Raw genomic sequence first — 23,118 nt, 5'->3', positions numbered from 1 at the left:
TACGGGATGGCGAGATGAGATCCGCTTCTCCTGCCACCGATCCCCCATCCCAGTGCCGCAAAAGAGCTACCGCCTGCTTGTCGACGCAGAATCTGCTCGCTACTATGATCATGGCTCGTTCCGGCCTGCGATCTTGCTGGCACTAGACCTGTCGCCGCGACAAATGATCGATTGAAACTCGCGGGAGGCACTGCGCTCGGCGAGAGCATTGATCGCGAGTGCGATCAGCGGGAGCCAGACAGCAGTGAGGGCAAGAGCGGCCCGGACGCTAATGGTCATGAACGCCTCTCTTGTTGATCTCCGGTTCGGCTTGGAGCTGCCTAATTGCGTCGATCAGTCGCGAAGGCGACGCCAATCCCTCCGTCTCGTCCGAACGCCAGCGTGCGCGCGTGAATCCGAATCTGTCGATAAGAAACTCGATTATTGCTGGAGGCGAATCGTTCTCATCGAACCCGGGGTTCGCCATTGTGCGCCGATAGAGATTCCACGCAGCGGCAATGCGATGGTCTATGTCGAACACGATGCAGAGATTTCCTGACTCCCTTGGAGATGGGAACTCCTCGGAGGGAGACGGCATCACCGCGACGATCATTCCGCCTGCTTGCTCGATGGCGCGCGCGTGTTGCGTCAACTGATCTAGGCGCTGCGTTCGAATGCCATCTCGGAAGATCAACACAAGTTTTGAGCGCCCATCGCTCCTATCTTTCAACTTCTCTCTCGGGTCAACGCCGCGGCACGTCGGAAAGTCGATCGCGTGAAGCCACGGCTGCCCCGCCGATATTTCGGGACCAAGAACTCTTGCTTCATAGCCAAGCGATAGAGCCATCACGTACTCGACCACTCGCCACCTGTCCAACTCCGACAGACTTTCGGCAAAACCTGGCATCGCCGAGGATGGGAAGCCATGGCTCACCCACCAGTACATGTCTCCCATCGTATGGTCTCTCGTGTGCGGAGCAGTGAGATCGGCGGGCGGCGGCTTCAAATCTTTCGCCAACGGGCCGTCTCCCCTACCCCTCAGGCCGTGGCAAGCTACGCAATTAGCAGAGAACACGTCCTGCCCCAGGGCAATCGCTTGCGCGTCATACGGCACCGGAACCTTTGAGTAGGTCGAAGGATACGCGGGAACTGACAACCCGGGCAGTGCGACAGCCCCTGCGATGCCAAGTCCAGCAACAGCCGCGAGAGTCGCCCACCGCCATCTTCCCATACGGCCGAGCTCAAATGCGGCAATACTCCCAACTAACAGAGCAATGCAGCCGCCTATAGCCAGAACGTTACTTCCCGGTACGGTCCCCAAAGCGACGACCGGATCCAGACGGAACGAAAGGGGCCAGACTATCTCGACGTGCCTCGATGGAATGGCCTGAGACAGGCAGCCTGCAAGTAGCGTGACCAGAAATGCGAAGGCTAGCTCGATCTTCAAGACCATCGCGAGTGGCTGAGTTGCCCCTTCGGTCTTTAGCAAGGGCAATAGCCTCTGTCTGATAAACGCCGCGCAGATCAGGACCGTGCCGATGCAGGCGAACTTTCCCATCAGGAGCCAGCCATATTCGGTCGCCACCAAACCCGGCCAAGTCCCCACGTTTTCGATTGCTAGAGCTACTCCGGTTGCGACCACGAGCAACATGAGCGGCAGCGCGACCATGGAAAAGCCGCTCAGGAGCCTAAATTTACTTTCGAGCCTCTCCGCTACCTGTCGAGCCATCGCGACAACGAGGGTTGACAGTCCTCCGAACCAGAGCGCCGCCGCAGCAACATGGATCATATTGATCGCGAGGTCTGCTATAGTGCCGCCAGCCGCCGAGTGGCTCGAGGACAATCCCACCAGCAGCGATAGTCCGCTGAAACTCGCGGCAAGACCTTGCTTGTGAAGAAGTCGCAAGCTCGCAACTCCGACTAGCACAAACCCAAGCGCCGCGACCTGAGCTCTCCCGAACCGCGTGTCCAAAATGATGAAGAGCACGTCGCTGGAGCTGACCGCCAAGACCGGCTTGCCAAGGACGGCGCCGATCCGAACCGTCAAATACAAGAGACCGAGGACCAGTGCTACGGACGCAGAGATGGAAGCTATCGTCGTGAAGCGCGACCGAGTGCCGCTTTGAAGCCCCTCGCGCCACAGTGCCAAACCCCAGCAGAATCCGCCGAAAGCTGCCGTGGAGGCGAAAGCAGTCCCTCGCGCAAGTGAGAGGACCGTTTCCATCAAGGTCCTCGGTAGAGAAATTTAAACTTGCCTTCCGTGCGGTGCCCGTCAATCGAGACAACGCTCCAACTGACGGTATAGAGCCCGGCAGATAGATGAGGCAACGAAACATTCACGATTCGCCCATTGCCGCTTAGCACGGGCTGCGAAAGCCCTGATACGGCTTTATCATCGCGAGAAAGGGCGACATTGATGAGCCGCTGTTCGAGCGCTTCAGTGAAGTACAGGACCATCGGGTCGATCGGAGCTGAAATTTCGCTGCCATCTTGCGGCGTCGATCGAATGAGATGCGCATGAGCGAGTACCGCGCCTGGAATTCCGATCAGCACGGCCATCATGAAGAGCACGAACCTTTTCATCGAAACAACTCTCCTTTATCTGTGGTTCGCCGAGGATACCTCCCGTCCGATCGAGTATCGTCGACGTGCCCACAGAAACGTTCCCACGGCGCCTGACACTATGACCAGGCACCACGCCAGAAGACGTATCAGGCTCCAGCCTCGCCCCACGTCGAATGGAAAGTTTGCCACGCTTTGCCTGCGATCCTCGATCGCCACCATGCCGACGTATCTGCCGGCTTTGTCGAAATTGACGTCGATCTTGATCGTTCCGTTCGGATACTTCCTTGGTGGAATGTAGAGTATGCTGGATGGTGTGTTGGTCATTTCCATCCTTTGTACGCCGTCATCTCTAGCCAGGTTCACGCTTATCGGGATGTCTCGAAGGGACTCGTCGACGAAATCGAGAACAATGATCGTTCGCCCGACCTCCGGTATGTCCTCACAAAATTCGGCTCTCGAGCTCTGCGGCTGATAGCCAGTAAAATGCATGAAGTAGCTGTCCACTTTCAGCTTGCATTGGTCAGCCTCCATGGACACAGCTCCGTGCGCATGACCTTCGCGGACGGCGGCAAGAACAAAGAGAGCGCCGAGCGCCATCACAAGGACGGCCGGGAACGCCCCTCTTCCGCTCGCGGTCGTCCACCACTGACCTCGCCGCAACATTCGCGCACTCAAGCTTAATTAAGTTCGGTGAATACGGGCACGATTGGTCCGCCCATCTCCGCTATGACGCGTTTCCCATTCGGAGTGTAGAGGAGCAACAACCCACCGAACTTGGAGTCGACGTCGGTGAGGAAGCTGACAAGGCGCTCCAATTCCCACACGGCGTCCGTTGCCTCGATGAGCACCTCTCTTGTCTCACCGGGATTTATCGGCGTATTACTACTGAGCTCAAGCCCTGTGCGTGCGACGAGATCCCTTGGGTAGGTCGGATCTACATTGGCTACTGCTGCCGGGAGCTCCTGATTGAGGAAGCGGATGTTTGCGGTCGTGAGCTCGCCGATTGAAAGAGGTTCTGACCCTTTGTTCGTTATCCTGGTCGCTAACCTCATCGAACGGCCCGGCACGTCATAGGTGGCCAATATGACCTTGACCTCTGCGTCAGCAGGGGTTGCCGGGCGCGGCGCGACCTTATTCAACCCGCTCTGGAGGGGCACATTATATGGATATTCCTGATTGGCTCGGACGTAGCCGCCGAAGACCATGACGAGAACGACCGCCGCCACAATGATCCCGACCCCGGTATCCCTCAACGAGACCAATAAATCCTCCCTGCCCTTCTGCAGAACGAGCCATCGAGGCAAAAACAGCGGACGAACCAACCAGAACAACAACCAAGCCGCAGCCACGGCCAGCCAGGCCACATGCCATCCGACCGCGTTAGTCAGCCCGAACGTCTGCAAGTCGTCGATCTGCAGACCAGTCATAGTCTTCATCGGAAACACGAACGAATGCGCATCACCCGAGATGTTTATCCACTGACCCGGTCCCACCAGAGGGCCAGATCCCTTGATCGAGATCGAGGGATGGATGTGGCTGCTGCCCGGTGTGCGCCCCTCAAGAACCATTCGAAAATCGTAGTCGCGGCCAAGTTCCAGCTTTGCGAAAGACTGCCTCGCTGGTTCACCGTTGAGGTACGTTTCCACCCTGGCAATTGTTGGCCCCGGCGATACGCTCGATACGAAAACAATATCCGGCGGAGTAACTGCGTCCGGCCAGTCCTCCATCAGCCTGAATTTTCCCGTTAGCTCGAAGCGCTCGTTCACCTTCACGTCAGTTTTGGAAAAGTGGACATCGTAGAACTGTACCGTCCGAGTCCTCAAGTATGGCTCCTGAGCACGTTCGCCATGAGCGGCTGCGCTAGACAGTCCGGCAGTGAAGGCAACAACCCAACCGGCAGCGAGTTTTATAAGTTTCGCCAACATACCCGTCTTCCCTGTGCTTATTCGCTTAGGACGCTGGCCTGCTTTTCATACCCATGAAGGATTTGACGACATCGCCGTTCTTGAGGAACGTCGTCTGGGACGCAAAAAGCCCAAGCTGCCACCAAAGTTGGTGCATGAATATGCAGATGAAGCCCGCGAACGCCGCCGACACCCAACTAACCGAACTACCGAAAGTCCGGAGCGTACCGCGCTCGATGATACGCAGATACTCAGGCATGTTCGAACGCGGAAATGTGTAACCGATCATGTCGGCCAACGATGCGACCATTCCTTGGTGCTCGACTGGGAGATAGAACGGAGCCAAAGCGGAATAATTCGATGGCCAGAATACGAATCCGAACGCGAAGCCCGCGAAGATGGATGTGAACAGGCTATTGCGAAGGACGATTATCGCCATATCCATCAACAATGCGCCCGCGATCACCTGTGACGGCACGCCTTCCGTGAACGGGAAGCCTGTCCATATCCACCAATTCGCGTAACGTCCGAGCCACGTGGTAATCAGCAACACTGTTGCGCCCACCGTCGCGCCGATTGGCAAACGGAAGTTGACCCAGAAGATCGCCTGCAGAGCAGCAGGAAACATGATCATGGAGATGGGCGCGACAAGGGGCCAATATTGCCGGTCTTTCCAGTCGACATACATGTCCCAATCACCGACCGTGAGCATCACGTGCAGATGGAATGCTCCTGCAAAGAGGGGCACCACCGCCGCTACGACCAAGAAGTCGAATATGCGCGAGTATCTTGCTGCCTTGGGAGCTAGACCGGAGACAGAAATGACCGTCTCACCGTTGGTGCCAGCTTTCCTTTTCGGAATCGCCGCTGCATCTATTTCGGTAATTTGAGGTGACTCCTCTCCCTAGGGTTTACCTGCTCTTCCCGGAACGGGATCGCTGTCCGGGAAAAGCTGTTGTATTGTTGTGGCACGGCGTCCCGCACCGCGACTTTCCAACGTGTAGCAGACGTGCGTTCGTCACGCGCTCGCTGCATCCTGCTTGAATACAATCGGAACGAGTTCTCTAAATCGTCCGACGATCTGCATCAGGACGCCCGCCAGCGCGAGTGCGCACCATCCAAGAACCACGAAACCCCAATGCAGCGGGTGGGAGAAGATTTCCTCGGTGAGCCAGTAAGCGTGCCCCCATTCGTTGAAACCAAGATTCGGCAAAATGAGGAAAGGCCCCACTACAGCGAAGACATGCATGAGCGAGATCCCCCTGCAGAAGGCCGGAATGCGGGTCATTGCGTAAACAAAGCTGCCTACGCCAAAGAAGAGATAGATTGGAATGGTCGCATAGAACAGAATTATGTGACTGGGAGTAAATGGCGTGTCTCTGAGGGTCGTCTGATGCCAGACTCCATCTCCATCGGCGAAGAAGCTGCCTGTCCAGAAGATGCAGAAGCTGTACACGACGAGCCACATGGTCAGATAAAAGTAACTGCGCAACTCGACCTCGGGCGTGATGGCCTCAATGTTCTTGTCACGCGTCAGGAAGAGATAGGTCCAGCAGAGCGCGCCTGCGCCATACAAGACTGGCAATTCGATCTTGAAGAGCGTCATCCAGTATTCGCCAAATTCAGGTGAACTCGCATCGAGTCCCATGGAGAAACCAAAAGCCTGCTGATACAGCCGCGCGCAGATGTAGAGGATCGTCAGCGCAACGATCGCGAGCGCGAACAAGCCGTAGTTTATGCTAAATGTCTTGGTGCCCGTGACATTCGGTGTGCGATCTAACGCAGCGTCAGACATTATTCCCCCTCAGTTTTGTCCTAGTACCTCGATACTGAGTTTTTTTGATCGGTTTTGGATTCCACGACGGGTAGCTGCTCAGGAGAGACCAGCACTTCGATGCTGTGGGGCGATCCGGGCCCCCGCCTGAAGAAGCCGTGCGTTCGGGCGGCAACACCATCTTGGTGGACGAAGTGGCCTAGCCGTCGCACCAATGCACCGACGTTGAAGCATTTTTCTGGATACGCTGGCCGACAATGAGTGCATATCCCAGTCGGCATCAGTGCGCTCTCCAGGAATATTCATCCTTCCGTGCGGACGCGCCGAGGATGCTCGCCTTAACGATTCGGAGTTGCCTTCGAAGTCGAACAGTGGACCGGCGCCCAAAACAAAGGCCCGCCTGTCGTGGAACGTCCCTCAACCGTGAGGCCGTCCGCGTGAGCTGCATCGAAATAGGGACTGCTCTTATTGAGCACGTGAGCGGTGTTCCGAAAATGGCCGGCCGGTCGATCACCATTCGGGAGCGGGCTCCGCTGTTGCATATCCATTCTGCCAAGCTGCGCCCCGATCGCTTTAGAGAGCGTGAAAACAAGCGGACGACCTCGGACCGAACTGAAGGCTCTGCACAGCATCCACGGAGTTCGATCGGCCCCCTCGCTCAAGCCTACTTAACACCGGCTACGTGGCTTGGGCAGCTACCAAGTCATGTAGTTCCAGAGCACACCAGAGTATGTTCCATCCGCTTAGATGATAGCGGTTGGATCCATCCTCAGTAGCTCCCTTGGCGATCGGTAGTGTTCGGCCGTTCCTAGATGCTCATCTGCCCTCATGACGAGATAATGCGCGGGAAGGAGTAGGTGACAAGGCTGCGAATAGGGCTGAGAACGAGCGGCGTAAGCCTGCCTAGGCAACCTACAACTTGGCGAGGAAAGCCTTTGCTATCCAGAGTGGCTCTCCGGAAACAGGCCGCGCTCGCTACTCAGCCACTTTGTAAACGTCGCAGGGTTCGAGCTTAAGTTCTTCGAACGTTCGCTGCTGCTCAACAGGCAGCACGACGTCCAACACTTCCGCAGTCCATCCTTCCGAGACTGCGGCGAGGACCAATGTCAACGCCTGGCTTGGCTTGGCCGGCGCAATCCAAACTTGAGCTTTTGAGTCGTCCGCCGTCACATCAACGATGGTGAACGTGAGCCGGCCTTCGATGTAGTCGGAAATGTCGCCGACCTCAGCCCGCAACTCGGTTTCCGAAATACCCTGCCCTTCGGCAGCCTCGACAAGGCGTCGGGTGAGTTCGGCCACGTCCTGCGACGCGCCAACCGTCCGATACTGCTCGACAGCGTAAACGCTGTTCTCGATCCAGAAATCGATAAACTCGCGAGCGTTGCTCACCGTGCCCCCCTACGCCGACAGAAGGGCTCGCGTTAGCGCCAGCGAGTAAATTGAGCAAGGCCGCATCAGTTAGCGGAGCCTTGCGTCCGACGCCATCGAAGGCACTGGCCGTGGGACTGGGATGCCATCTTTGGCGGTTACGCCTCGCCATATCGCGCGATCTTCGACGCGGACGACAAGGACGGATTGTCGGGCGTCGACGTCAGCCCAGCGCAGGCGCAGATCGTCGATCCCGCCGTCGATCTCGGAAAGCAGTTCGCGTACGCGCCGCCGGTCAGTATGGGAAAGAACCCGCCCCTCCTGACGCGCGAGTACGAGACCGACGCCAAGAACGTGGCCCGAGCGCGGGCCGCCCTGGCGGGAGCCAGGCTGGCCAATTTGATCGAGACCGCTTTGAAGTAGGCCTTTTTCGCCGGCAACCGGCAACCGGCAACCGGCAACCGGCAACCGGCAACCGGCAACCGGCAACCGGCAAGATAATGATTTGGAAGTTCACGCAATGAAAAGATTATTCGCGCAACATCGCTGCTAACCTTCCGGCCTTCGCAGGGGTGCTCTCGTCCAATTGACACCGACCACGGGGCGCCCGTCTTGTTCGACGCCAGGAAGATCACGGCCGTCGTCGCCCTGTCGAGCAGCGAACTTCGCGTCGACGCGGAGACCCCGTCCGAGGCCGATTGACAGCCAATCCACCTGTGGCGGTTTGTCCGCACTCACTGCGGCGCCGATCTGGAAATCATCATGAGGCGCTCGCGACCTCGGATGGAAGATGACGCCAGCCACGACATCAAACCCATTCGCGCCGAAGCCGCCAACGATTATCCAAACCCATCAAGCGATTATGCCGCCATCGGCGATGGTTCCGTCGCCGACCGGCACGATGTTCAGATGGTCGTCCTTGCGCCTGCTCAGGGCGGCGTCGCTCATGCTCTCTTCATCCGTCGCATCGGGCTGCGGCGTTGCATTGGATCGGACCGACGGCAGCGCGCGCACGCCGCTGCCTCCCGCGCGTTCAGGCCGGCGCACGCTGGCCTCCCCCCGCAGCGTCGCTGCGGTAGCGCCTGGTCGAGGTCTGGTAGTACTGCGCGGGGATGGCCGCCATGGCCTCGATCAACGGCTCCCACGGCGCGGGAAAGTGTTCTTCCGCCATCACCCGGTGCAGCATGCGCGTATGAGGCGCTCGATCACCGGCTCTGTCACCTCCGGCTGGCGTTCTCCAGCTTCGAGCACGCCCATGTCGTGCTCGGCGGCGAAAGCTTCGTCGCTCTGGCCGAGGGCTTGCAGAACGCCCTGTGGGCGCTCGGCGGCGTGCCGCGAGGGCATCGCAGCGATAGCCTGTCAATGTCGTTCCGGAATCCGGCAGCCGACGCGCGGGAGGATCTGACACAGCGCTACGCCCCGCCCATCAGACATTGTCAGAAGTCCGACAAAGGAACGCTTTCTAAGCCGGACCACAGCTGCCCGTCAGCTCGCCATCAGCTTGTCTGGGTATCCTCGCAGCAGGGCCTAAGCAGCCCGAATTGATGCGTAGAGACTAGCGCAGCACAGAAAGGTGAATCGTCGTGTATGATCGAATCAGTGGCTCATCCACATGCACTAGACAAGCTGACGAACCGAGTCAGTCGGTGGATAGCGGCAGCTTTACGGAAATACTTGCAGATCTCGCGCCTCAGTGGAGCTCACAACCGGGGGAGTTGCCTGACAAGATGGGGGCCTGCTGCAGCAAGCCACATACCTCGGATGCAAACGTTCAAACTTCTAGCGCCTCCGGCCCCAGTACATCCTCTCCAGAGAGTCCGGCCACCTCCTTGTTTGAATACAGAACGGCCGACCTGCGTGATGCGAATGTGGACGGCATCTGCGTTGGGCTGACTGCGGAGTGGTTCCGCAATCTTAACAACAGCCCATCAACCCGAATGAGTGCGCTCACACCCGGATCGCAAACGCACGCCTCAGCGGCTGAACGGCAGCAGCAATATCAAAATCTCAAGGATCAGTTGCGGAGCAGGGGAGCAGGATCTTCTCAGGCCGACCTTCAGGCACAAAATACCATTTTGGAGGACGCAGGCTTGGAACCGGCTGGAGAAGAGAAGAGATTCGCGTTCGGCAAGTCTTCGAACGTCAAGCGCATGGTGAACGAAATCAACGAAGATGGATCGAACCATTTGCTCAGCTTGTATTTCGCCGAAGGCGGCGCACACACAGTGGCGACGTCGGCCTCGAATGGAAGGACCACGCTTTTCGACCCTAACTATGGAGAATTTACTGTTCGATCAGATCCAGACCAGATGGCTTCATTGTTACAAAGCCTCGCCAATCGTTACAGGAATCCCAACGGGCAGCATTTATCGACAATCACGACGCAAAGGATGCAGTGAGTTGGACCTTCAGGCCGGTGGTGATTGACGCCTTCTGTGAAGACGCGATGCGTCGGCCGGCAGTCGCGGCGTCGGGGGCCAAATCTGCGGCGGATAGCCGGCTGCGTGCCGGCTGGCGAGGGTGCCGGCATCGAAAGCGGGGGCTCCGGCCCCCCGCTATCCATGACGGCCGGCACAAATTGCAGTTCTGTTTCGGAATGACCGCCTGCGGTTTATCTCAACTGAGGTCGCCAAGAAACAGTTGCTGCGGCGACAAGGCCATCCCCCGCCGAGTCCACGCGCGATGTCCACTACCGCCCGGTGGCACGCCGCCTCTTCCGGCCACTTGCTGAATCCGTTCATCAGCATTCCCAGGCACTGTTCCGTGAGATCCGGGAGCCGTGCGGCGCGGTAGCAGAGTTCGTTGGCGATCAGGCGTGCAGCTTGCAGACAGACCTCTGCTGTTGGCCATTTGCTCTAGCCATTGATCAGGACTGCCAACTGCCGGTCATTGAAATGGGAGAGCCCTGCGGCGCCGCGACGGACGAGCTCGCTTGCGACGGAAAATATGGCTTGGCCTGTGTCTTCATCTTCGGGCCACTTGCTGAAACCGTTTACCAGGCTGGCTAATTGCGGCGGGGTAAGATCAGGGAGTCCGCCATCGCTGACGGCGCGGCGGCGCAGTTCAGCAGCGATCAAACCCGTGGCTCGCAGACGGGCATTCTCCTCGGGCCATTTGCTAAAACCATTCACTGCCGCCGTCAAGTGCCGGTGAGTAAGTATCGAAAGGTCGTCCGCGCGGCTATAGAACGCCTCGGCAATTGCGACTACGGCTTGGCGGGAATTCAGCTCTCCCACTGGCCGCTTGCCGAAAGCATTGGCCAGAAGTGCCAGGTGCCGTAGAGCAAAAGCGACCAGTTTGTCGTCGCGGGCGCGCCGGCCGAGTTCGGTTGCGATCAAGCCTGCCGCTTTGAGGCAGTCCTCCGTCTCTGGCCAATCACAGAACGCACTGAACAGGCTCGTTACTTCCGATGCAGTAAAAGTTGGGAGTAGGTCGGCGCGTGCAATGACCTCCCTGGCGATCGCGATTTTTGCCGAACTAGAACCGAGCTCGTCTGCCCACTTGATCAATCCGTTGGCCAGGGTTGCCAGGCCCTGCGGACCGAAATCAGAAAGCCCTTCTTCGCGCGCGGCGATCTCATTGGCAATCGCGACAGTGACGTCGCGACAGATCGTCTCTTTCGGCCAGTTGCCGAAACCGCTCACCAGAAGCGCAAGTGCCTGCGGATCACAGGCAGACAGCTCTTCTTTGCGCGCGAGGACCTCGTTTGCGATCGCGACCGCAACGTCGCGACATTGTTCCGGCCATTTGCCGAAACCATTCACCAAGTTTGCCCGGCTTCGCGGACCAAAAGCAGGGAACTGACCCTCACGGTCCGCGCGGGACAGGATCTCATCCGCCATTTTGACGGTAGCTCGGCGACAGGTTTCCTCGGGCCTGCTACTGAAACCGCTTACCAGGTTTTCCAGTAGCTGTGGAGCAAGACTCGAGAGTCGGCTTGCATCGGCGCGAACAACCTCGTCCGCAATCGCAACGATAGCTCCGTTGCAACGCGTCTCTTCCGGCCATTTGACGAACCCGTTCACGAGGTTCGCGAAGTGCTGCGGAGTAAAATCAGAAAGCCCGTCGGCGCGGCTGGCGCGGCGACAGAGTACGGCGCCGATGACGCCTGCGGCTCGAGCGAGAATTGACTCTTCCGGCCACTTGCTGAAGCGGTTTACCAGGTTCGACAAGTGTTGCGGCCAAAAATCAAAGGATCGAGTGCGGCCCGGCGGCAGAGTTCGATTCCGATCTCGACTGTAGCCTTGCGGCATTCCGCCTCGTTTGGCCACTTGCTGAACCCGTTCACCAGGTTCGCCAGGTCGTGCGCAACCAAACCACCGAGCTCGTTGTTTTGGGCGCGGCGAATTACCTCGTCGCCGATCACGGCTGTGGCTCGGCGGCAGTCGTCCTCTTCCGGCCACTTTCTGAAACCATTCACCAGGTTAGCCAGTGCCTGTGAAGTAAAATCAGGGAGTTGGTCGGCGCGTGCGACGATCTCCTTGGCGATCGCGACAATAGCCCGGCCGCAGCGATCGTCCGGCCACTTGCCGAATCCGTTCACCAGATTGGATAGTCCCTGCTGATTGAAATCGCGTAGACCGTTGTTGCAAGCGGCGCGGCGGCAGATTTCGTCAGCAAGCAGGCCTGCGGCTTGGGCGCAGTGTGGCCGATCCGGCCACTTGCTGAAGCCGTTCATCAGATTCCCCAGGTTCTGCGGAGTGTATTCAGACAGGCGGGCGCTAGAAACCTCTCGGGCGATCGCCGCAGTGGCTTGGCCACAGCTCTCCTCGGCTGGCCATTTACCGAAGCCGTTGACCAGCAATGCCAGACTTTGACTTTGCAGTTCCTGAAACGCAAAGCTCTCGTCGCAACAGAATTCGGCGATGTTGACGACTGCCTCGCGGCATTCCACCGCCGTGGGGTGCCGACCGAACGATGATGCGAAGAGAGAAAGGGCGCTGGGATTCACTAGCTTCATAAGCGTCTTGTCAAGACGCGACACCCGAACCGCTAAGGACCGGCAAGCTTGTATGCCCGGCCTCACCTCCAGCTTCCCGGCTCACCGCGTTGCATGTCGTGGCGTACCCCCACGAGGAGCGGATATTTTCTTCCAACTGCGCAACAAATCGAGCATCGAAACGGGCAGCCGCGGTTCGCAGAAACTCTGAAAGATCATCCTGCTTCCGCAGCTGCTTGCTGTAACGTACCACTGCACGTGAGAATGGGCCGATGTCGCGAGCGCTGGCGATTTCTCTTGGCGCGGCATTTAGTTCATCCGATCGTCTAGAAAGCCTTTCCGGCATTCCAGCTTGGACTTTCTGCACGGCTGAATTGTCGACGTGCGGCCTTCCTGGTCCGGGACTTAAGTCAGAGACGGATTGGCTATGCGGCACCAGCCCGCCTGTTTGCGAGCGTTCGGCCACTCGATCGGCGCGCCGTCGGCCGCCATCTGAACGCGACGGGTCAACTTCGAGATTGGGCGCAGCACCATGAGTTCGATGGATTCGCTCCGAGCTCTCAGCCTGGGTTGGCTGCGCAGGAATACCGCCCATGCGCCAGCTTCCTGGCCCGTGACCCCGCTCGGACACCGATTGCGTATTCGGCGAGAGCTCGCTTCTTTGCGAGCTCTCAGCAGTTCGGGAGGCACGCCACCGACCGCCATCAGAACGCGACGGGCGTGCTTCCCGATTTGCTGCGCCATCATTAGTACGATCGTATCGTTCGGAACCTTCACGCTGGATTGGCTGCGTCGGCGCATCGGCAATGCGCCACCTTCCTGGTCCGCCGCTGGCCTCGGACACGGATTGCATATCCGCCGAGCGTCTGCCCGCGTGCGAGCTTCCAGCCTCTCGATCGGCGCGCCAGGACTCCTCGCCACGCAAGGGGCCTGCGTCTTGAGTTGGTCCCCCACTGTCACGTCTATAAGGTCGCTGACGCTCTCAGCGTGTTCTCGACTTTCGCGGCCGCGCCCGACTGAGATTTCGGTCTGATCTTGGAGCCGCTGTGGACGGGAGACGAGCAAACGGGGGAGCACTTTTTTGGGCTGGTGTCACGAGAAGGGAATGCCACAACCTTGAATCAGAAGTGGTGCGGCTACAAAGACGTATATGACGATAGTGAGGACGCGCGGCCTGGCCAAAAGGACGTGGCCATCGGATGGACCCTCACAGCATGGCCCGTCTATCGGATGACGTCGTAGGCCTCATCGTGGATTGCGCGAGGCGATCTCCTTCCAGTAAGAATTGCCTCATGTTGCGCGACTTTAACGGTGCCACCGGGCGCATCCCAGAGGACGCGACCTCGTTCCCCCTTCGGCGCAATCACGTCAATATGCAACGGACCGGCCTGAGGAGGAAGAGAACGGCAGGTAGTGGATCCACAGTATAAGAGAGTCGATCGAACCTCTGAGCATGGCTGGGGCCTATCCTGCCATCCTCGATCTCGACAGCAATGACCGAGCGCGCGCATTCTACGGCGGTGCTGTTCCGAAACTCATGCGCCTAAAAACTCATTATGAAGCATCAAACCGGTTTTCAGCAGAGTTTGGCCTCTTCTGATCTTGTTTCAGTCAATTGCCGCGCCAGAGTCTGGCGGAATGCAGTCACGCGCTTTTGTCGCGAGTCCGTCCACTGGCCCTATGCCCCAACAGCAGGAAACGGCCGCCGCCAAAAGCGGCGGCCAAGTCAGGGAGGAGCAGACAACCGGCCTGCCAGCGGACGTGCTTGCGCACTACGGTTTAGCTCTTGCCCAGATCCCAGAACCGAGCCATCGCGTCGTCAAACGCTCGAATAGCTCTTAGCGCCGCGCAGACGCGCGATCGAGCTTCTTTCCAGAGCCTCATACTCCGCTCGTGCGAGTTTCTGATCTTTCGGAGATTGCCCGATTCAATCAACGAAGCGTCTTCTTCCTTCGCCCGTCTGCGTACCTTCGATCCGGCAAAGCCCGCCGACTCCGCTCGATCTACCTGCAGCGCCGGGCCTTGCGTGAATTGTCAGTGACTACTCTGATTGTCTTCTACTCCACAAATCACAGGCACTGCAGACCTCTTTGGACCGGTATTCGCACGCCGACTACCATTACGCTCTCTATCGGTACCGCCCACATCGGAAGCGATGTCATCGCCGATCGCGCCCACCAGAGGCGTCAACGACAGTCTACTGAAATGACCTGCCAGACGGGCTACGCAAAGGTTGCACATGGGCTCTCACGATGGTGTCAGTGTAACGTGAACGGCATCCTCGCCGCCGACAATCTCTCGTCCAAGAGTGCGCACCGCCTCAGTAACCTGAGCGAGCCGGAACGAGTGAGAACAAAGTGCCTGAAGCGCGGCCCCTTCTTCCCTGATCATATTGATTGCCATTTCGGTTGACTGCCATCCCGCGGAAAGGACCCCGACAAGCTCGATCTCACTTAGAACAACCTTATCGATCGGCAGACCATTTAGCTTGTTCTGGCCCTTGAGGCCTGCCAACACAACCCTTCCACCACGCTTCACCATATCGATCGCCTGCAACACAGGCGCCATCGCTCCGGATGAAACGTCTAGAACGACATCTGCAAGCCGGCCGTCGGTGAGCTCGATGACTCGCTCAACCGGATTCTCTTCTTCCACGTTAATGGTGGCCGTCGCGCCCAATTTCGCGGCTAGTGCTAGTCGCCCTGCATCCGCGCGCGTTCCTGTCACGATGATATTCGCGGCGCCCGCCTTCTTCGCCGTTGCGACGGCGAGCAGTCCTCTTTGCCCAGGCCCTTCGATGACGACAGTTGAACCCATTCCGACCTTTCCAACCTCGTACGCCCAGCGGATTGCGTTCGACAAGGGGTTTACCAGAGTCATCAAGTCGGTCGGGATGTTTGACGGCAGTTTGTGCACCATCGTGCGCGGATGCAAATAGGTATGCGTGGCGTATCCGCCCCAAAGCGAGGGGGCCACTTTGGTGCTCTGATATAGGCCGTACCCCAAATCCGTCTGGCAACGGGTATAGGCGCCTCGTACACAATCCTCACAATGGCCGCAGGGGATTATCGGTTCGATGGCGACGCGATCTCCCTCTTTCACGTTCCACAGCTTGGAGGCCTTCGGCCCAACCCGTTCAATGAACCCCATTACTTCATGCCCCGGGATGATCGGCATACCACCGCCCCAATCTTTAAGATGCCCGAGCCATTGATCATAGTCCGTTCCGCAGAGCCCGCACGCCTCGACACGCAGAACCGCATCGTCCTCGGCGATCTCTGGGATAGCGAACTCGCGAAATTGAAAGTTCTTCGGAGCTTCGAGAACGGCTGCGAGTGCCTTCGTCATTAAACACCTCAGTCGATGCCACTGTTTAACTAGAGCTTGAGTGAACGGGCGACAGCTTCTGCAGCTCTAACTCGCACCATTCAAGCTACGCATGAGCCACTGCCATACCAACAGGAGTGCGCTTACGAACATAGGGCTCCCCTCTCCCACCGAGCACCCGCACGGGATCCACTGCCCTTCACGGATGTTCTCGTAGTACCAGCCTTCGCCGTAGCTCGTGGGCTCGGCGGTTTTCATTGCACTTTCGCCACGTTCATTAGCGCGGTCTTATCGATCCGCGAGTTGTCCAGCATCATCCGCTTTGCCTCCCGTACCTCGCGAGGACTGTTGAATGCTGCGACCGCATTGATGCGCTCGCCCGCGACGAAGAACTGAACGAAGCGGCCGGCGTCGCAGTTGCCCTTGACGTAGACGTCGTCTGCCCGGCCCGGTATTCCCAACAGCTGAAAATTGAGGTCGAACTGGTCCGACCAAAACCATGGTAGTTCGCGATATCTCGAATCCTCATCGAGCATGGCCTTAGCAGCCGCGATTCCCTGATTCTGGGCGTTGTGCCACGTTTCAAGACGGTGTCGCAGTCCCACTCGATCGACCGGGTGGCTTGCGACGTCTCCAGCTGCAAAGATGTATGGATCGGAGGTACGAGTGGTCTCGTCCACAACGATTCCGTTGTCTACACTAAGTCCGCAGCCGGCGGCGAGCTCAACGTTCGGCTCTACTCCCACCCCGACGACCACGGTGCTGGTCTGCACAGGCGGGCCGCCAGCAAAACTCGCCCGCTCGACGGTGCCGTTACCCTCGAACGCGATGAGCTTCATATTCAGCCGCACGTCTACTCCGCGACTAGTGTGTAGCTCCTGGAAGTACGCGGCCGTCGCTCTGGGGAGAGATCGGCCGCACAATTGATCGCCCGCTTCCACGAGCGTGACCCGCACTCCCAGACCGACAGCGGCCGCAGCTACCTCCAGCCCGATCCAGCCACCACCCACGACAAGGACCTGGTTGGCCGCTCCGAGCGATTGACGAATACGAGCGCTGTCCTCAATCGTGCGAAGATAATGAATCCCTTTGAGGTCCCCTCCAGGCATGGACAGCTTTCTGGGCCGGGCACCCGTGGTCAGCAACAACCGGTCATATGAGATCTTTTCTCCGTTCCGGAGCAGAAGCTCATGTCCTGACCGGTCGATCCCTATGGCGGTGGATGCCCTGCGCACATCAATGTCCAATCCGTGCAGCTTCTCCATCGTGAACAGATAGGTGCCCGCTGGGTCCTTACCCGAGAGGAGAAAGTCCTTCGAGAGCGGAGGGCGTTCATACGGGGGATGGTCCTCCTGGCCAACAAGTACGATCCGGCCGGCGAAACCACGCTCGCGCAGCGTCCGAGCGGCCCATCCTCCCGCCTGTCCCGCGCCCACGATAACGTATTGCTTCCCGTTTCCCGTTGTTGACATCGCGGGGGATCACACGTCCACGAGGATCTGTTCGTCTTCCAACCGTACTGGGTAGGATCTCAAATCCGCATCTGCAGGCGGCCCGAGGCAACGACCAGTCGGAATATGGAAAAGCGCCCCATGCAGGGGACACTCGACGGTGTCCCCCTCCACAAAGCCATCCGACATCAGCGCAAACGCGTGCGGGCAGACATTATCCAACGCGTAGTAGCTGGACTCGACCTGGAAGAGCGCGAAATTGCGTTCTCCAACGGTGAACGCAAACGGCGTATCTGAGGACACCCTGTCACGGGTCGTAATTTTCTGCCAAGCCATGGTCTTTTCCGCCAGTTGACGCTCGATCTAAGCTGCTTCACGCTTTGGCGTGAGCTGCCCATCGTGCTGTGCCAAAAAGGTGTCAAGTTCGCCATGCTCAGACACAACATCAAGAGGTTCAACGGCGTAGGCAGTACCGTCTTTGATGATCTGTTTGAATTTTGCGAGACTTGCATCGTCTTGCACAATGTCCAGGATCCGGCGCCGCGCGCGGACGATGCCGATGTCGGCAGCCACAAGGAACTCCTTACCTCGGTCAACGATGCGACCGCTGCTCCCTTCGACCGCAAGCATCCCTTCCTGCATAGCCCGGTCTTGATCATTAAGACCATGAATGCCGGTCGGGCTGGAAAGACTTTGCCCCTCGCGGTTGATCAAGTAATTGTTCTGGGCCGTACGGACAGGAACGTACGTATCGATGATGGCGCCAGTATTCAACTTGAAGGGCTGATACGTGCTCTCCGGCGGGAACGCGAGGCCCTTCCCCACGTAGTCTAGGAAGGCCTGAGGCAGATCGCCTTTCCTATAATAGTTGAAGTCCCACGTGTAGGTGTTGTGGTCATCGATCGGGATGAACGCTCGACCACCGATTGGGAAATCTGCGCTAGGAATGGAGCTGAAGGCCGGAACCATGAACTGGGATACACGCCAGTAGAAGTTCCGCTCTGCGTTTCGTCTGGCGATAGCAAGCACGCCAATAGCAGTATTCTTTGCATACAGCTTTGGGGAAAGGTCCGAAGCCGAGTAGTGCTGATGCACCGGCGAAGTGGCCATCGTCGCCGGATTCGTATGAAGGATCGACACGTGCGAGCTGTCGAGCTCGCCCTCCATCCCCTGGAGCCAGTTGGATTCCTGGATCCAGACGGTCGCATTGCGCTGCGATTTTGGCAGGCCCATCCACGGAAACTTCGGCAGCTCCGGCGGGGTATCCTGTCCCATATAGACCCAGACAACGTCCGCCTGTTCGACCGCCGTATAAGACTTGATCTTGACTTTCGCACAGACCGCTTTGTCCGACTCATTCTGCATGTCCAGACACTGGCCGGACTTATCGTAGAGCCAGCCGTGGTAGGCACACCGAATTCCCTGCTCCTCGACGCGTCCATAAAACAATGGCGCAAGCCTGTGGGCGCAGTTCGCCTGCACGATACCGACCTGACCGTTTCCGCCGCGAAACGCGACCAGCTCTTCACCGAGCAGCTTCAAACGCACTGGCGCGCCGCCCGGCTTCGGCAGCTGAGCGGACAGCAAGGCCGGCAACCAAACCGAACGAAAGAGCTCGCCGACCTTGGTGCCAGGGCCGACATAGGAGAGAACATCAACTTGGTTGGTACGTGCCATGGTCCGCATCCTTTCAAGATTGTCAGAGGGTGAGGAAGCCGCCATCAACTGGCAGCATCACTCCATTCACGAAACTTGCCAATGGAGAGGCAAGAAATACGACGGGACCGACGATCTCGTCCGCACGCCCAAACCTCTTCATCGGAGTATGGGATAGAACGAAAGCGACGCGGTCAGGGTTAGCCCGAGATGCCTCTGTTTGTGGCGTTTCGATGAATCCCGGAGCCACTCCGTTGACACGAACGCCATATCGCGCAAATTCGACAGCCAGCGCCTTCGTCAACATAAGGACCGCACCCTTGCTCGTCGTGTACGCGCTCGTGTCATTCGGCGCCGCCGTGAAGGACTGGATCGAACCCAAGTTGATGATGCAGCCGCGTGTCCGCTTAAGCTGCTCCAGGAAGGCGGTTATGCCAAACATTACACCATCGAGATTGACAGCCATGATGCTTCGCCACGTCTCGATGTGTTCGGGCGCCCCGATCAAACCTCTACGGTGAATTCCCGCATTGTTGACGAGAATGGCGATATCGCCGGCCAGCTCTTTGGCCTTGCCAGCTACACGGGCCGCATCCGCAGCATCGGATACGTCCCACACCAGTGGCCACGCCGTGCCGCCACGCTGTTTGATCTCGCCCGCTGTTACTTCGATTGCCCCGGCGTTGATGTCGCACACAACGACCCGAGCTCCGGCCCTTGCTAACCCCAACGCGATCTCTTTTCCCATACCCTGGCCGGCACCCGTTACGACCGCCGCTTGACCGTCCAGGAGTGGCTTGCCATCCAATTCCATCATTTCGATCCTCGTCGCTTTCTACGCTGCGGGGAGCGCTCACTCAAATCGTGAGCCATCGATGGCGAATCTCTTCGCCATTCGTTCGGAAGCCTTCGCCAGTCACAGTCTCCACAACCCTTCCCTTGGACATTACGAGTATCCGATCGGCGACATTCTCGGTAAGATTCAAGTTCTGCTCCACTAGAAGAACCGCGACTCCTTCCGCCTTCAGGCGGCGAATTACATCTCCAATCTGGTCCACGACTTTCGGCGCCAGCCCCTGGGTCGGCTCATCCAGCATTAATACCTTGACGTCGGTTACAAGAGCCCGCGCGATCGCCAACATCTGCTGCTCCCCGCCGGACAGGGCACGCCCCGGATTCTGGGCTCGCTCTCGCAAATTCGGAAACAGCTCGAGAAGACGCTCCTCGGTCCACACCTGGGGAGGACGGCGCTGCCCAACCCGAAGGTTCTCCAGAACAGTCAAGGCCGGAAAGATCTGGCGTCCCTCCGGCACGTAGCCGATGCCGGCACGAACCACTTCGTGTACCTGCTTTCGACTCAGCTCCTGGCCATCCAGGGAAATCCTGCCCGCAGTCGCGGACAAGAAACCAAGAATAGCCTTTAACGTCGTCGTCTTGCCGACACCATTCCGCCCTATGATTGCGGTAACCTGCCCAGCCGGAGCATCGAGGTCCACCCCGAACAAAACTTTGCCGCTGCCGTAGCCGGCCTCCAAGCCTTCAATGCGCAACATGCCCTGCCCCCAGATACGCCTGTTGCACGACCGGATCTGCCCTTACGGCCGCGGGCAACCCATCCGCAATCTTTCGTCCCCTATCGAGCACCACAATTCGATGGGCGAGTCCAAAAACAACTTCCAGATCATGCTCGACGAGTAGAACGGCAATGTCGGTGTCCTTCAGCAGAGACTTCAGCAACTCGACTGTACCGCGCGTTTCTTCAACCGACATTCCCTGCGTTGGCTCATCCAGCAGCAGGAGCTTGGGCCGCATCGCTAGAGCAACCGCGATTTCAGTGAGACGCTGATCTCCGTGCGACAGCTGACCAGCAAGTGCGTTGGCCCTTTCGCGCAAACCTACTTTGGCCAACCACTGAAGTGCCTCGCTGGTCGTGGATTCATGAAGAGACTTGGAAAACAGCGGACGGCTACGCGCTGGGGTGCACGCCTGGACCGCCAGCCTGACGTTCTCGAGGACTGTGAGGCTTGGGAAGAGCGTTGTGATCTGATAGGTTCTACTCAGTCCACGACGAGTGAGTGCAGCCGCAGACAGACTATCGACCCGGTCACCGCAAAATGAAACAACGCCCGAGGTCTTCGTTATCCTCCCAGCAATCAGATCGAACAACGTCGATTTGCCCGCCCCATTGGGACCGATCAGCGCGACGACTTCTCCGGTCTCAACGACGACGTCAACGTCGCTCACCGCAGCCACTGCGCCCCACTTCTTGCTTAATCCGGTGCACTCAAGAAGCGGCACGATTAACCTCCAAGCGGCTGGCTCTCCGCAGCGCAAGAGCATTCACAATTGAGGACTTGATCCCCCAAAGACCATTAGGAGCAACCACCACCACAAACATAAAGAGCAGCCCCATGAAAAGTGGCCAGCTTGTCGCCACAGCGCTCAACTGATGTCCGCCAACCACCATCAAAGCCGCCCCAATCATCGGCCCGATTAAGGTCCCGCTCCCTCCAAGTACCACCGCAACTAGGACGTATCCCGACAGGGTCCAATGAAGCAGCTCAGGCGACACGAACAACAGGAATCCAGCATGAAGGGCTCCCGCCAGGCCAGCGCCGGTATTCGAAATGACGAACGCAGCGAGCCGGAGCCGGCGCGGCTCGTAGCCAATCGCGATGGCTCGCTTCTCGTTCTCACGAACGGCAACAATTGCGTTCCCCATTGGAGAACGAACAAACCTGTTCGCTAGCCATGCCGTCCCCGCGACGAGAGTCGCGGTGAGCCAGTAGTAGCCCTCTCGCGATTCCAGACCGGCGAAACCCCAGGGGCCAGGGTTCCGGATGAGCCCCGAAATTCCGTCCGAGCCTCCGGTTACGCTGTTCCATTTGAAGGCAACTGCAAAGGCCAATTGCGCGAACGCAAGGGTCAGCATGGCAAACGCGACGCCACTTGCCCTGGTGCACAGCCAACCAACCGGGACCGAGAGCAAGAACACCGCGAGGACAGCGATCAAGATCGCGGCGGGCAACGGCAGCTGACCGACGACCAACGCGAATGCGGCTACGTACGCTCCGACCCCGTACGGCGCCGCATGCCCAAATGAGAACATCCGAGCGTAGCCAACCTGGACATCGAGACTCATTGCGAACAGCGCGAAGATCAATATCTCCGTCAAAAGGGTAACATGGAAGCCAGACAAGAAGAATGGCGCCGACAGCAGAAGTGCGAGGGCGGGAACTGCGTACTTCATTAGTCTTGCTCTCCGAACAATCCGCCTGGCCGATACAGAAGCACCGCAATCATGAGCAAATAGGTTGCGACCAGCGCCAGTTCGGGAAGATAGAAATTGCCGAACGTCTGAGTGAGCGCGACCAGGACGCTACCTGCAACAGATCCGAACAAGCTCCCCATACCGCCAATCATTACGATAACGAAGGAGTCAATGATTGCTGCCCCACCCATGCCGATGTAGCCCGTAATCAACGGCACCGCGAGATAGCCACCCAAACCAGCGAATGCGCAGCCTGCAGCAAACGTCAACGATCTCATGAGCCCGACATCGATCCCAAGCGCTTGGGTCATTTCCGCATTCTGGGCGATCGCCCGGATCAGCAATCCAAGCCGCGTACGCAAGAACACGTAGGTGAGCGCCGACAGAACAACGGCCCCCCACAACATCAAGAAAATCCGATACGCAGGATACGGCTCGTCGCCAATCCACAGCACTCCGGAGAGTATTTCTGGAAGCTCCACGTCGCGAGTGTTCGGCCCCCAGATAAGCCGGATCGATTCGCTCAGAACCAAACTCAAGCCGAATGTGATCAGCAAGAAGCTACCACCATCTCGCCGATACAGCCGCCGCAGGAGAGTGAGCTCGAAAATGTAGCCCAATAGCCCCGCTGCGAACGGCGCAACCAATAATCCCACCCAGAAATTCCCTAGGAGAGCAGCTGCGGATATGCCGCAATAGGCTCCGAGCATATAAATCGCACCATGAGCAAAGTTCATGATGCGCAGTATTCCGAAGATCAGAGTGAGCCCCATCGTTAGCATCGCAAGCAGCGACGCCAACGCGAGAGTGTTCAAAGTCAGATTGAGCAATACTTGCCAAGAGATCATTTACGCATCCCTCGAATCCCAGCTCCTCCTGAAAGA

At 58.3% G+C, this 23,118-nt stretch carries 22 protein-coding genes and 1 pseudogene; 4 read left to right on the top strand and 19 right to left on the bottom strand.

Annotated features, from left to right (window positions below; genetic code table 11):
- Positions 1–268 precede the first annotated feature (268 nt).
- The 7 genes from FOM02_RS29995 to FOM02_RS29965 form a co-directional block, all read right to left on the bottom strand.
- Positions 269–2,203 (bottom strand): CopD family protein, encoded by a 1,935-nt coding sequence (locus tag FOM02_RS29995; protein WP_265440404.1) that lies wholly within the window; start codon positions 2,201–2,203, stop codon positions 269–271.
- Positions 2,203–2,562, bottom strand: a complete 360-nt coding sequence (locus FOM02_RS29990) for a copper resistance CopC family protein (protein ID WP_265440403.1) — start codon at positions 2,560–2,562, stop codon at positions 2,203–2,205. Before FOM02_RS29990 ends, FOM02_RS29995 begins: the two co-directional genes overlap by 1 nt.
- 15 nt (positions 2,563–2,577) lie before the next feature.
- On the bottom strand, positions 2,578–3,075 hold the full coding sequence (locus FOM02_RS29985; protein ID WP_265440402.1) for a hypothetical protein: 498 nt from the start codon (positions 3,073–3,075) through the stop codon (positions 2,578–2,580).
- 146 nt (positions 3,076–3,221) lie between these two features.
- Positions 3,222–4,469 (bottom strand): bacterial ammonia monooxygenase, subunit AmoB, encoded by a 1,248-nt coding sequence (amoB, locus tag FOM02_RS29980; RefSeq protein WP_265440401.1) that lies wholly within the window; start codon positions 4,467–4,469, stop codon positions 3,222–3,224.
- 25 nt (positions 4,470–4,494) lie between these two features.
- A complete protein-coding gene (locus FOM02_RS29975) occupies positions 4,495–5,271 on the bottom strand; it encodes a methane monooxygenase/ammonia monooxygenase subunit A (RefSeq protein WP_265442216.1) in 777 nt (258 codons plus the stop codon).
- A gap of 195 nt (positions 5,272–5,466) precedes the next feature.
- On the bottom strand, positions 5,467–6,243 hold the full coding sequence (gene amoC / locus FOM02_RS29970) for a bacterial ammonia monooxygenase, subunit AmoC (protein WP_265440400.1): 777 nt from the start codon (positions 6,241–6,243) through the stop codon (positions 5,467–5,469).
- Between the two features lie 954 nt (positions 6,244–7,197).
- A complete protein-coding gene (locus tag FOM02_RS29965) occupies positions 7,198–7,611 on the bottom strand; it encodes a hypothetical protein (protein ID WP_265440399.1) in 414 nt (137 codons plus the stop codon).
- Positions 7,612–7,797: 186 nt separating this feature from the next.
- Here FOM02_RS29965 and FOM02_RS29960 point away from each other — a divergent pair, with 186 nt between their 5' ends.
- Complete coding sequence (locus FOM02_RS29960; protein ID WP_265440398.1) at positions 7,798–8,013, top strand: hypothetical protein; 216 nt, start codon at positions 7,798–7,800, stop codon at positions 8,011–8,013.
- Positions 8,014–8,442: 429 nt separating this feature from the next.
- Here FOM02_RS29960 and FOM02_RS29955 read toward each other — a convergent pair whose 3' ends face one another.
- Positions 8,443–8,604 (bottom strand): hypothetical protein, encoded by a 162-nt coding sequence (locus FOM02_RS29955; RefSeq protein WP_416207808.1) that lies wholly within the window; start codon positions 8,602–8,604, stop codon positions 8,443–8,445.
- A 180-nt stretch (positions 8,605–8,784) separates the two neighbouring features.
- Here FOM02_RS29955 and FOM02_RS29950 point away from each other — a divergent pair.
- Positions 8,785–9,006, top strand: a pseudogene (locus FOM02_RS29950) (IS21 family transposase); the annotation flags it as partial.
- Positions 9,007–9,173: 167 nt separating this feature from the next.
- Entirely contained in the window at positions 9,174–9,989 is an 816-nt protein-coding gene (locus FOM02_RS29945; protein WP_322596913.1) for a YopT-type cysteine protease domain-containing protein, read from the top strand.
- A 456-nt stretch (positions 9,990–10,445) separates the two neighbouring features.
- On the opposite strand, the gene FOM02_RS29940 is transcribed toward FOM02_RS29945, so the two are convergent.
- Together FOM02_RS29940 and FOM02_RS29935 are read right to left on the bottom strand one after the other, a co-directional pair.
- Positions 10,446–11,762 (bottom strand): hypothetical protein, encoded by a 1,317-nt coding sequence (locus tag FOM02_RS29940; RefSeq protein ID WP_265440396.1) that lies wholly within the window; start codon positions 11,760–11,762, stop codon positions 10,446–10,448.
- Positions 11,747–12,550: a hypothetical protein gene (locus FOM02_RS29935; RefSeq protein ID WP_265440395.1), complete on the bottom strand. Its 804-nt coding sequence runs from the start codon at positions 12,548–12,550 to the stop codon at positions 11,747–11,749. Before FOM02_RS29935 ends, FOM02_RS29940 begins: the two co-directional genes overlap by 16 nt.
- A gap of 1,432 nt (positions 12,551–13,982) precedes the next feature.
- Here FOM02_RS29935 and FOM02_RS47260 point away from each other — a divergent pair.
- Positions 13,983–14,129, top strand: coding sequence for a BBE domain-containing protein (locus FOM02_RS47260; protein WP_416207721.1), 147 nt, complete (start codon positions 13,983–13,985; stop codon positions 14,127–14,129).
- Between the two features lie 647 nt (positions 14,130–14,776).
- Here the strand turns inward: FOM02_RS47260 and FOM02_RS29930 are convergent.
- The 9 genes from FOM02_RS29930 to FOM02_RS29890 form a co-directional block, all read right to left on the bottom strand.
- The gene (locus FOM02_RS29930) at positions 14,777–15,877 is read right to left on the bottom strand and encodes a zinc-dependent alcohol dehydrogenase (protein ID WP_265440394.1); all 1,101 of its coding nucleotides are present in this window, start codon (positions 15,875–15,877) and stop codon (positions 14,777–14,779) included.
- Between the two features lie 233 nt (positions 15,878–16,110).
- Complete coding sequence (locus tag FOM02_RS29925; protein WP_265440393.1) at positions 16,111–17,328, bottom strand: NAD(P)/FAD-dependent oxidoreductase; 1,218 nt, start codon at positions 17,326–17,328, stop codon at positions 16,111–16,113.
- A 9-nt stretch (positions 17,329–17,337) separates the two neighbouring features.
- Entirely contained in the window at positions 17,338–17,643 is a 306-nt protein-coding gene (locus FOM02_RS29920; protein WP_265440392.1) for a non-heme iron oxygenase ferredoxin subunit, read from the bottom strand.
- Positions 17,644–17,670: 27 nt separating this feature from the next.
- The gene (locus FOM02_RS29915) at positions 17,671–18,984 is read right to left on the bottom strand and encodes a Rieske 2Fe-2S domain-containing protein (protein WP_265440391.1); all 1,314 of its coding nucleotides are present in this window, start codon (positions 18,982–18,984) and stop codon (positions 17,671–17,673) included.
- Between the two features lie 22 nt (positions 18,985–19,006).
- Positions 19,007–19,780 carry an SDR family NAD(P)-dependent oxidoreductase gene (locus tag FOM02_RS29910; RefSeq protein ID WP_265440390.1) on the bottom strand — a complete coding sequence of 258 codons (774 nt, stop codon included), beginning with the start codon at positions 19,778–19,780 and terminating at the stop codon, positions 19,007–19,009.
- A gap of 40 nt (positions 19,781–19,820) precedes the next feature.
- Positions 19,821–20,516, bottom strand: a complete 696-nt coding sequence (locus tag FOM02_RS29905) for an ABC transporter ATP-binding protein (protein WP_265440389.1) — start codon at positions 20,514–20,516, stop codon at positions 19,821–19,823.
- Complete coding sequence (locus FOM02_RS29900) at positions 20,503–21,261, bottom strand: ABC transporter ATP-binding protein (protein ID WP_265440388.1); 759 nt, start codon at positions 21,259–21,261, stop codon at positions 20,503–20,505. Before FOM02_RS29900 ends, FOM02_RS29905 begins: the two co-directional genes overlap by 14 nt.
- The gene (locus FOM02_RS29895; RefSeq protein WP_265440387.1) at positions 21,248–22,213 is read right to left on the bottom strand and encodes a branched-chain amino acid ABC transporter permease; all 966 of its coding nucleotides are present in this window, start codon (positions 22,211–22,213) and stop codon (positions 21,248–21,250) included. Before FOM02_RS29895 ends, FOM02_RS29900 begins: the two co-directional genes overlap by 14 nt.
- On the bottom strand, positions 22,213–23,082 hold the full coding sequence (locus FOM02_RS29890) for a branched-chain amino acid ABC transporter permease (RefSeq protein ID WP_265440386.1): 870 nt from the start codon (positions 23,080–23,082) through the stop codon (positions 22,213–22,215). The genes FOM02_RS29895 and FOM02_RS29890 overlap by 1 nt, the downstream gene beginning before the upstream one ends.
- Positions 23,083–23,118 lie beyond the last annotated feature (36 nt).

This window comes from Bradyrhizobium sp. SEMIA (assembly GCF_014844175.1).
Classification (GTDB): Bacteria; Pseudomonadota; Alphaproteobacteria; order Rhizobiales; family Xanthobacteraceae; genus Bradyrhizobium; species Bradyrhizobium arachidis.
The sequence above is the reverse complement of the archived record's forward strand: the minus strand, read 5'-3'. Positions and strand labels throughout refer to the sequence as shown.

Coding starts and splice junctions, on each gene's coding strand:
- amoC (WP_265440400.1), bottom strand. CDS start 6,243: ATGTCTGACGCTGCGTTAGATCGCACACCGAATGTCACGGGCACCAAG.
- FOM02_RS29890 (WP_265440386.1), bottom strand. CDS start 23,082: ATGATCTCTTGGCAAGTATTGCTCAATCTGACTTTGAACACTCTCGCG.
- FOM02_RS29995 (WP_265440404.1), bottom strand. CDS start 2,203: ATGGAAACGGTCCTCTCACTTGCGCGAGGGACTGCTTTCGCCTCCACG.
- FOM02_RS29925 (WP_265440393.1), bottom strand. CDS start 17,328: ATGTCAACAACGGGAAACGGGAAGCAATACGTTATCGTGGGCGCGGGA.
- FOM02_RS29895 (WP_265440387.1), bottom strand. CDS start 22,213: ATGAAGTACGCAGTTCCCGCCCTCGCACTTCTGCTGTCGGCGCCATTC.
- FOM02_RS29920 (WP_265440392.1), bottom strand. CDS start 17,643: ATGGCTTGGCAGAAAATTACGACCCGTGACAGGGTGTCCTCAGATACG.
- FOM02_RS29915 (WP_265440391.1), bottom strand. CDS start 18,984: ATGGCACGTACCAACCAAGTTGATGTTCTCTCCTATGTCGGCCCTGGC.
- FOM02_RS47260 (WP_416207721.1), top strand. CDS start 13,983: ATGGCTGGGGCCTATCCTGCCATCCTCGATCTCGACAGCAATGACCGA.
- FOM02_RS29930 (WP_265440394.1), bottom strand. CDS start 15,877: ATGACGAAGGCACTCGCAGCCGTTCTCGAAGCTCCGAAGAACTTTCAA.
- FOM02_RS29905 (WP_265440389.1), bottom strand. CDS start 20,516: ATGTTGCGCATTGAAGGCTTGGAGGCCGGCTACGGCAGCGGCAAAGTT.
- FOM02_RS29935 (WP_265440395.1), bottom strand. CDS start 12,550: ATGAAGCTAGTGAATCCCAGCGCCCTTTCTCTCTTCGCATCATCGTTC.
- amoB (WP_265440401.1), bottom strand. CDS start 4,469: ATGTTGGCGAAACTTATAAAACTCGCTGCCGGTTGGGTTGTTGCCTTC.
- FOM02_RS29985 (WP_265440402.1), bottom strand. CDS start 3,075: ATGGAGGCTGACCAATGCAAGCTGAAAGTGGACAGCTACTTCATGCAT.
- FOM02_RS29910 (WP_265440390.1), bottom strand. CDS start 19,780: ATGATGGAATTGGATGGCAAGCCACTCCTGGACGGTCAAGCGGCGGTC.
- FOM02_RS29990 (WP_265440403.1), bottom strand. CDS start 2,562: ATGAAAAGGTTCGTGCTCTTCATGATGGCCGTGCTGATCGGAATTCCA.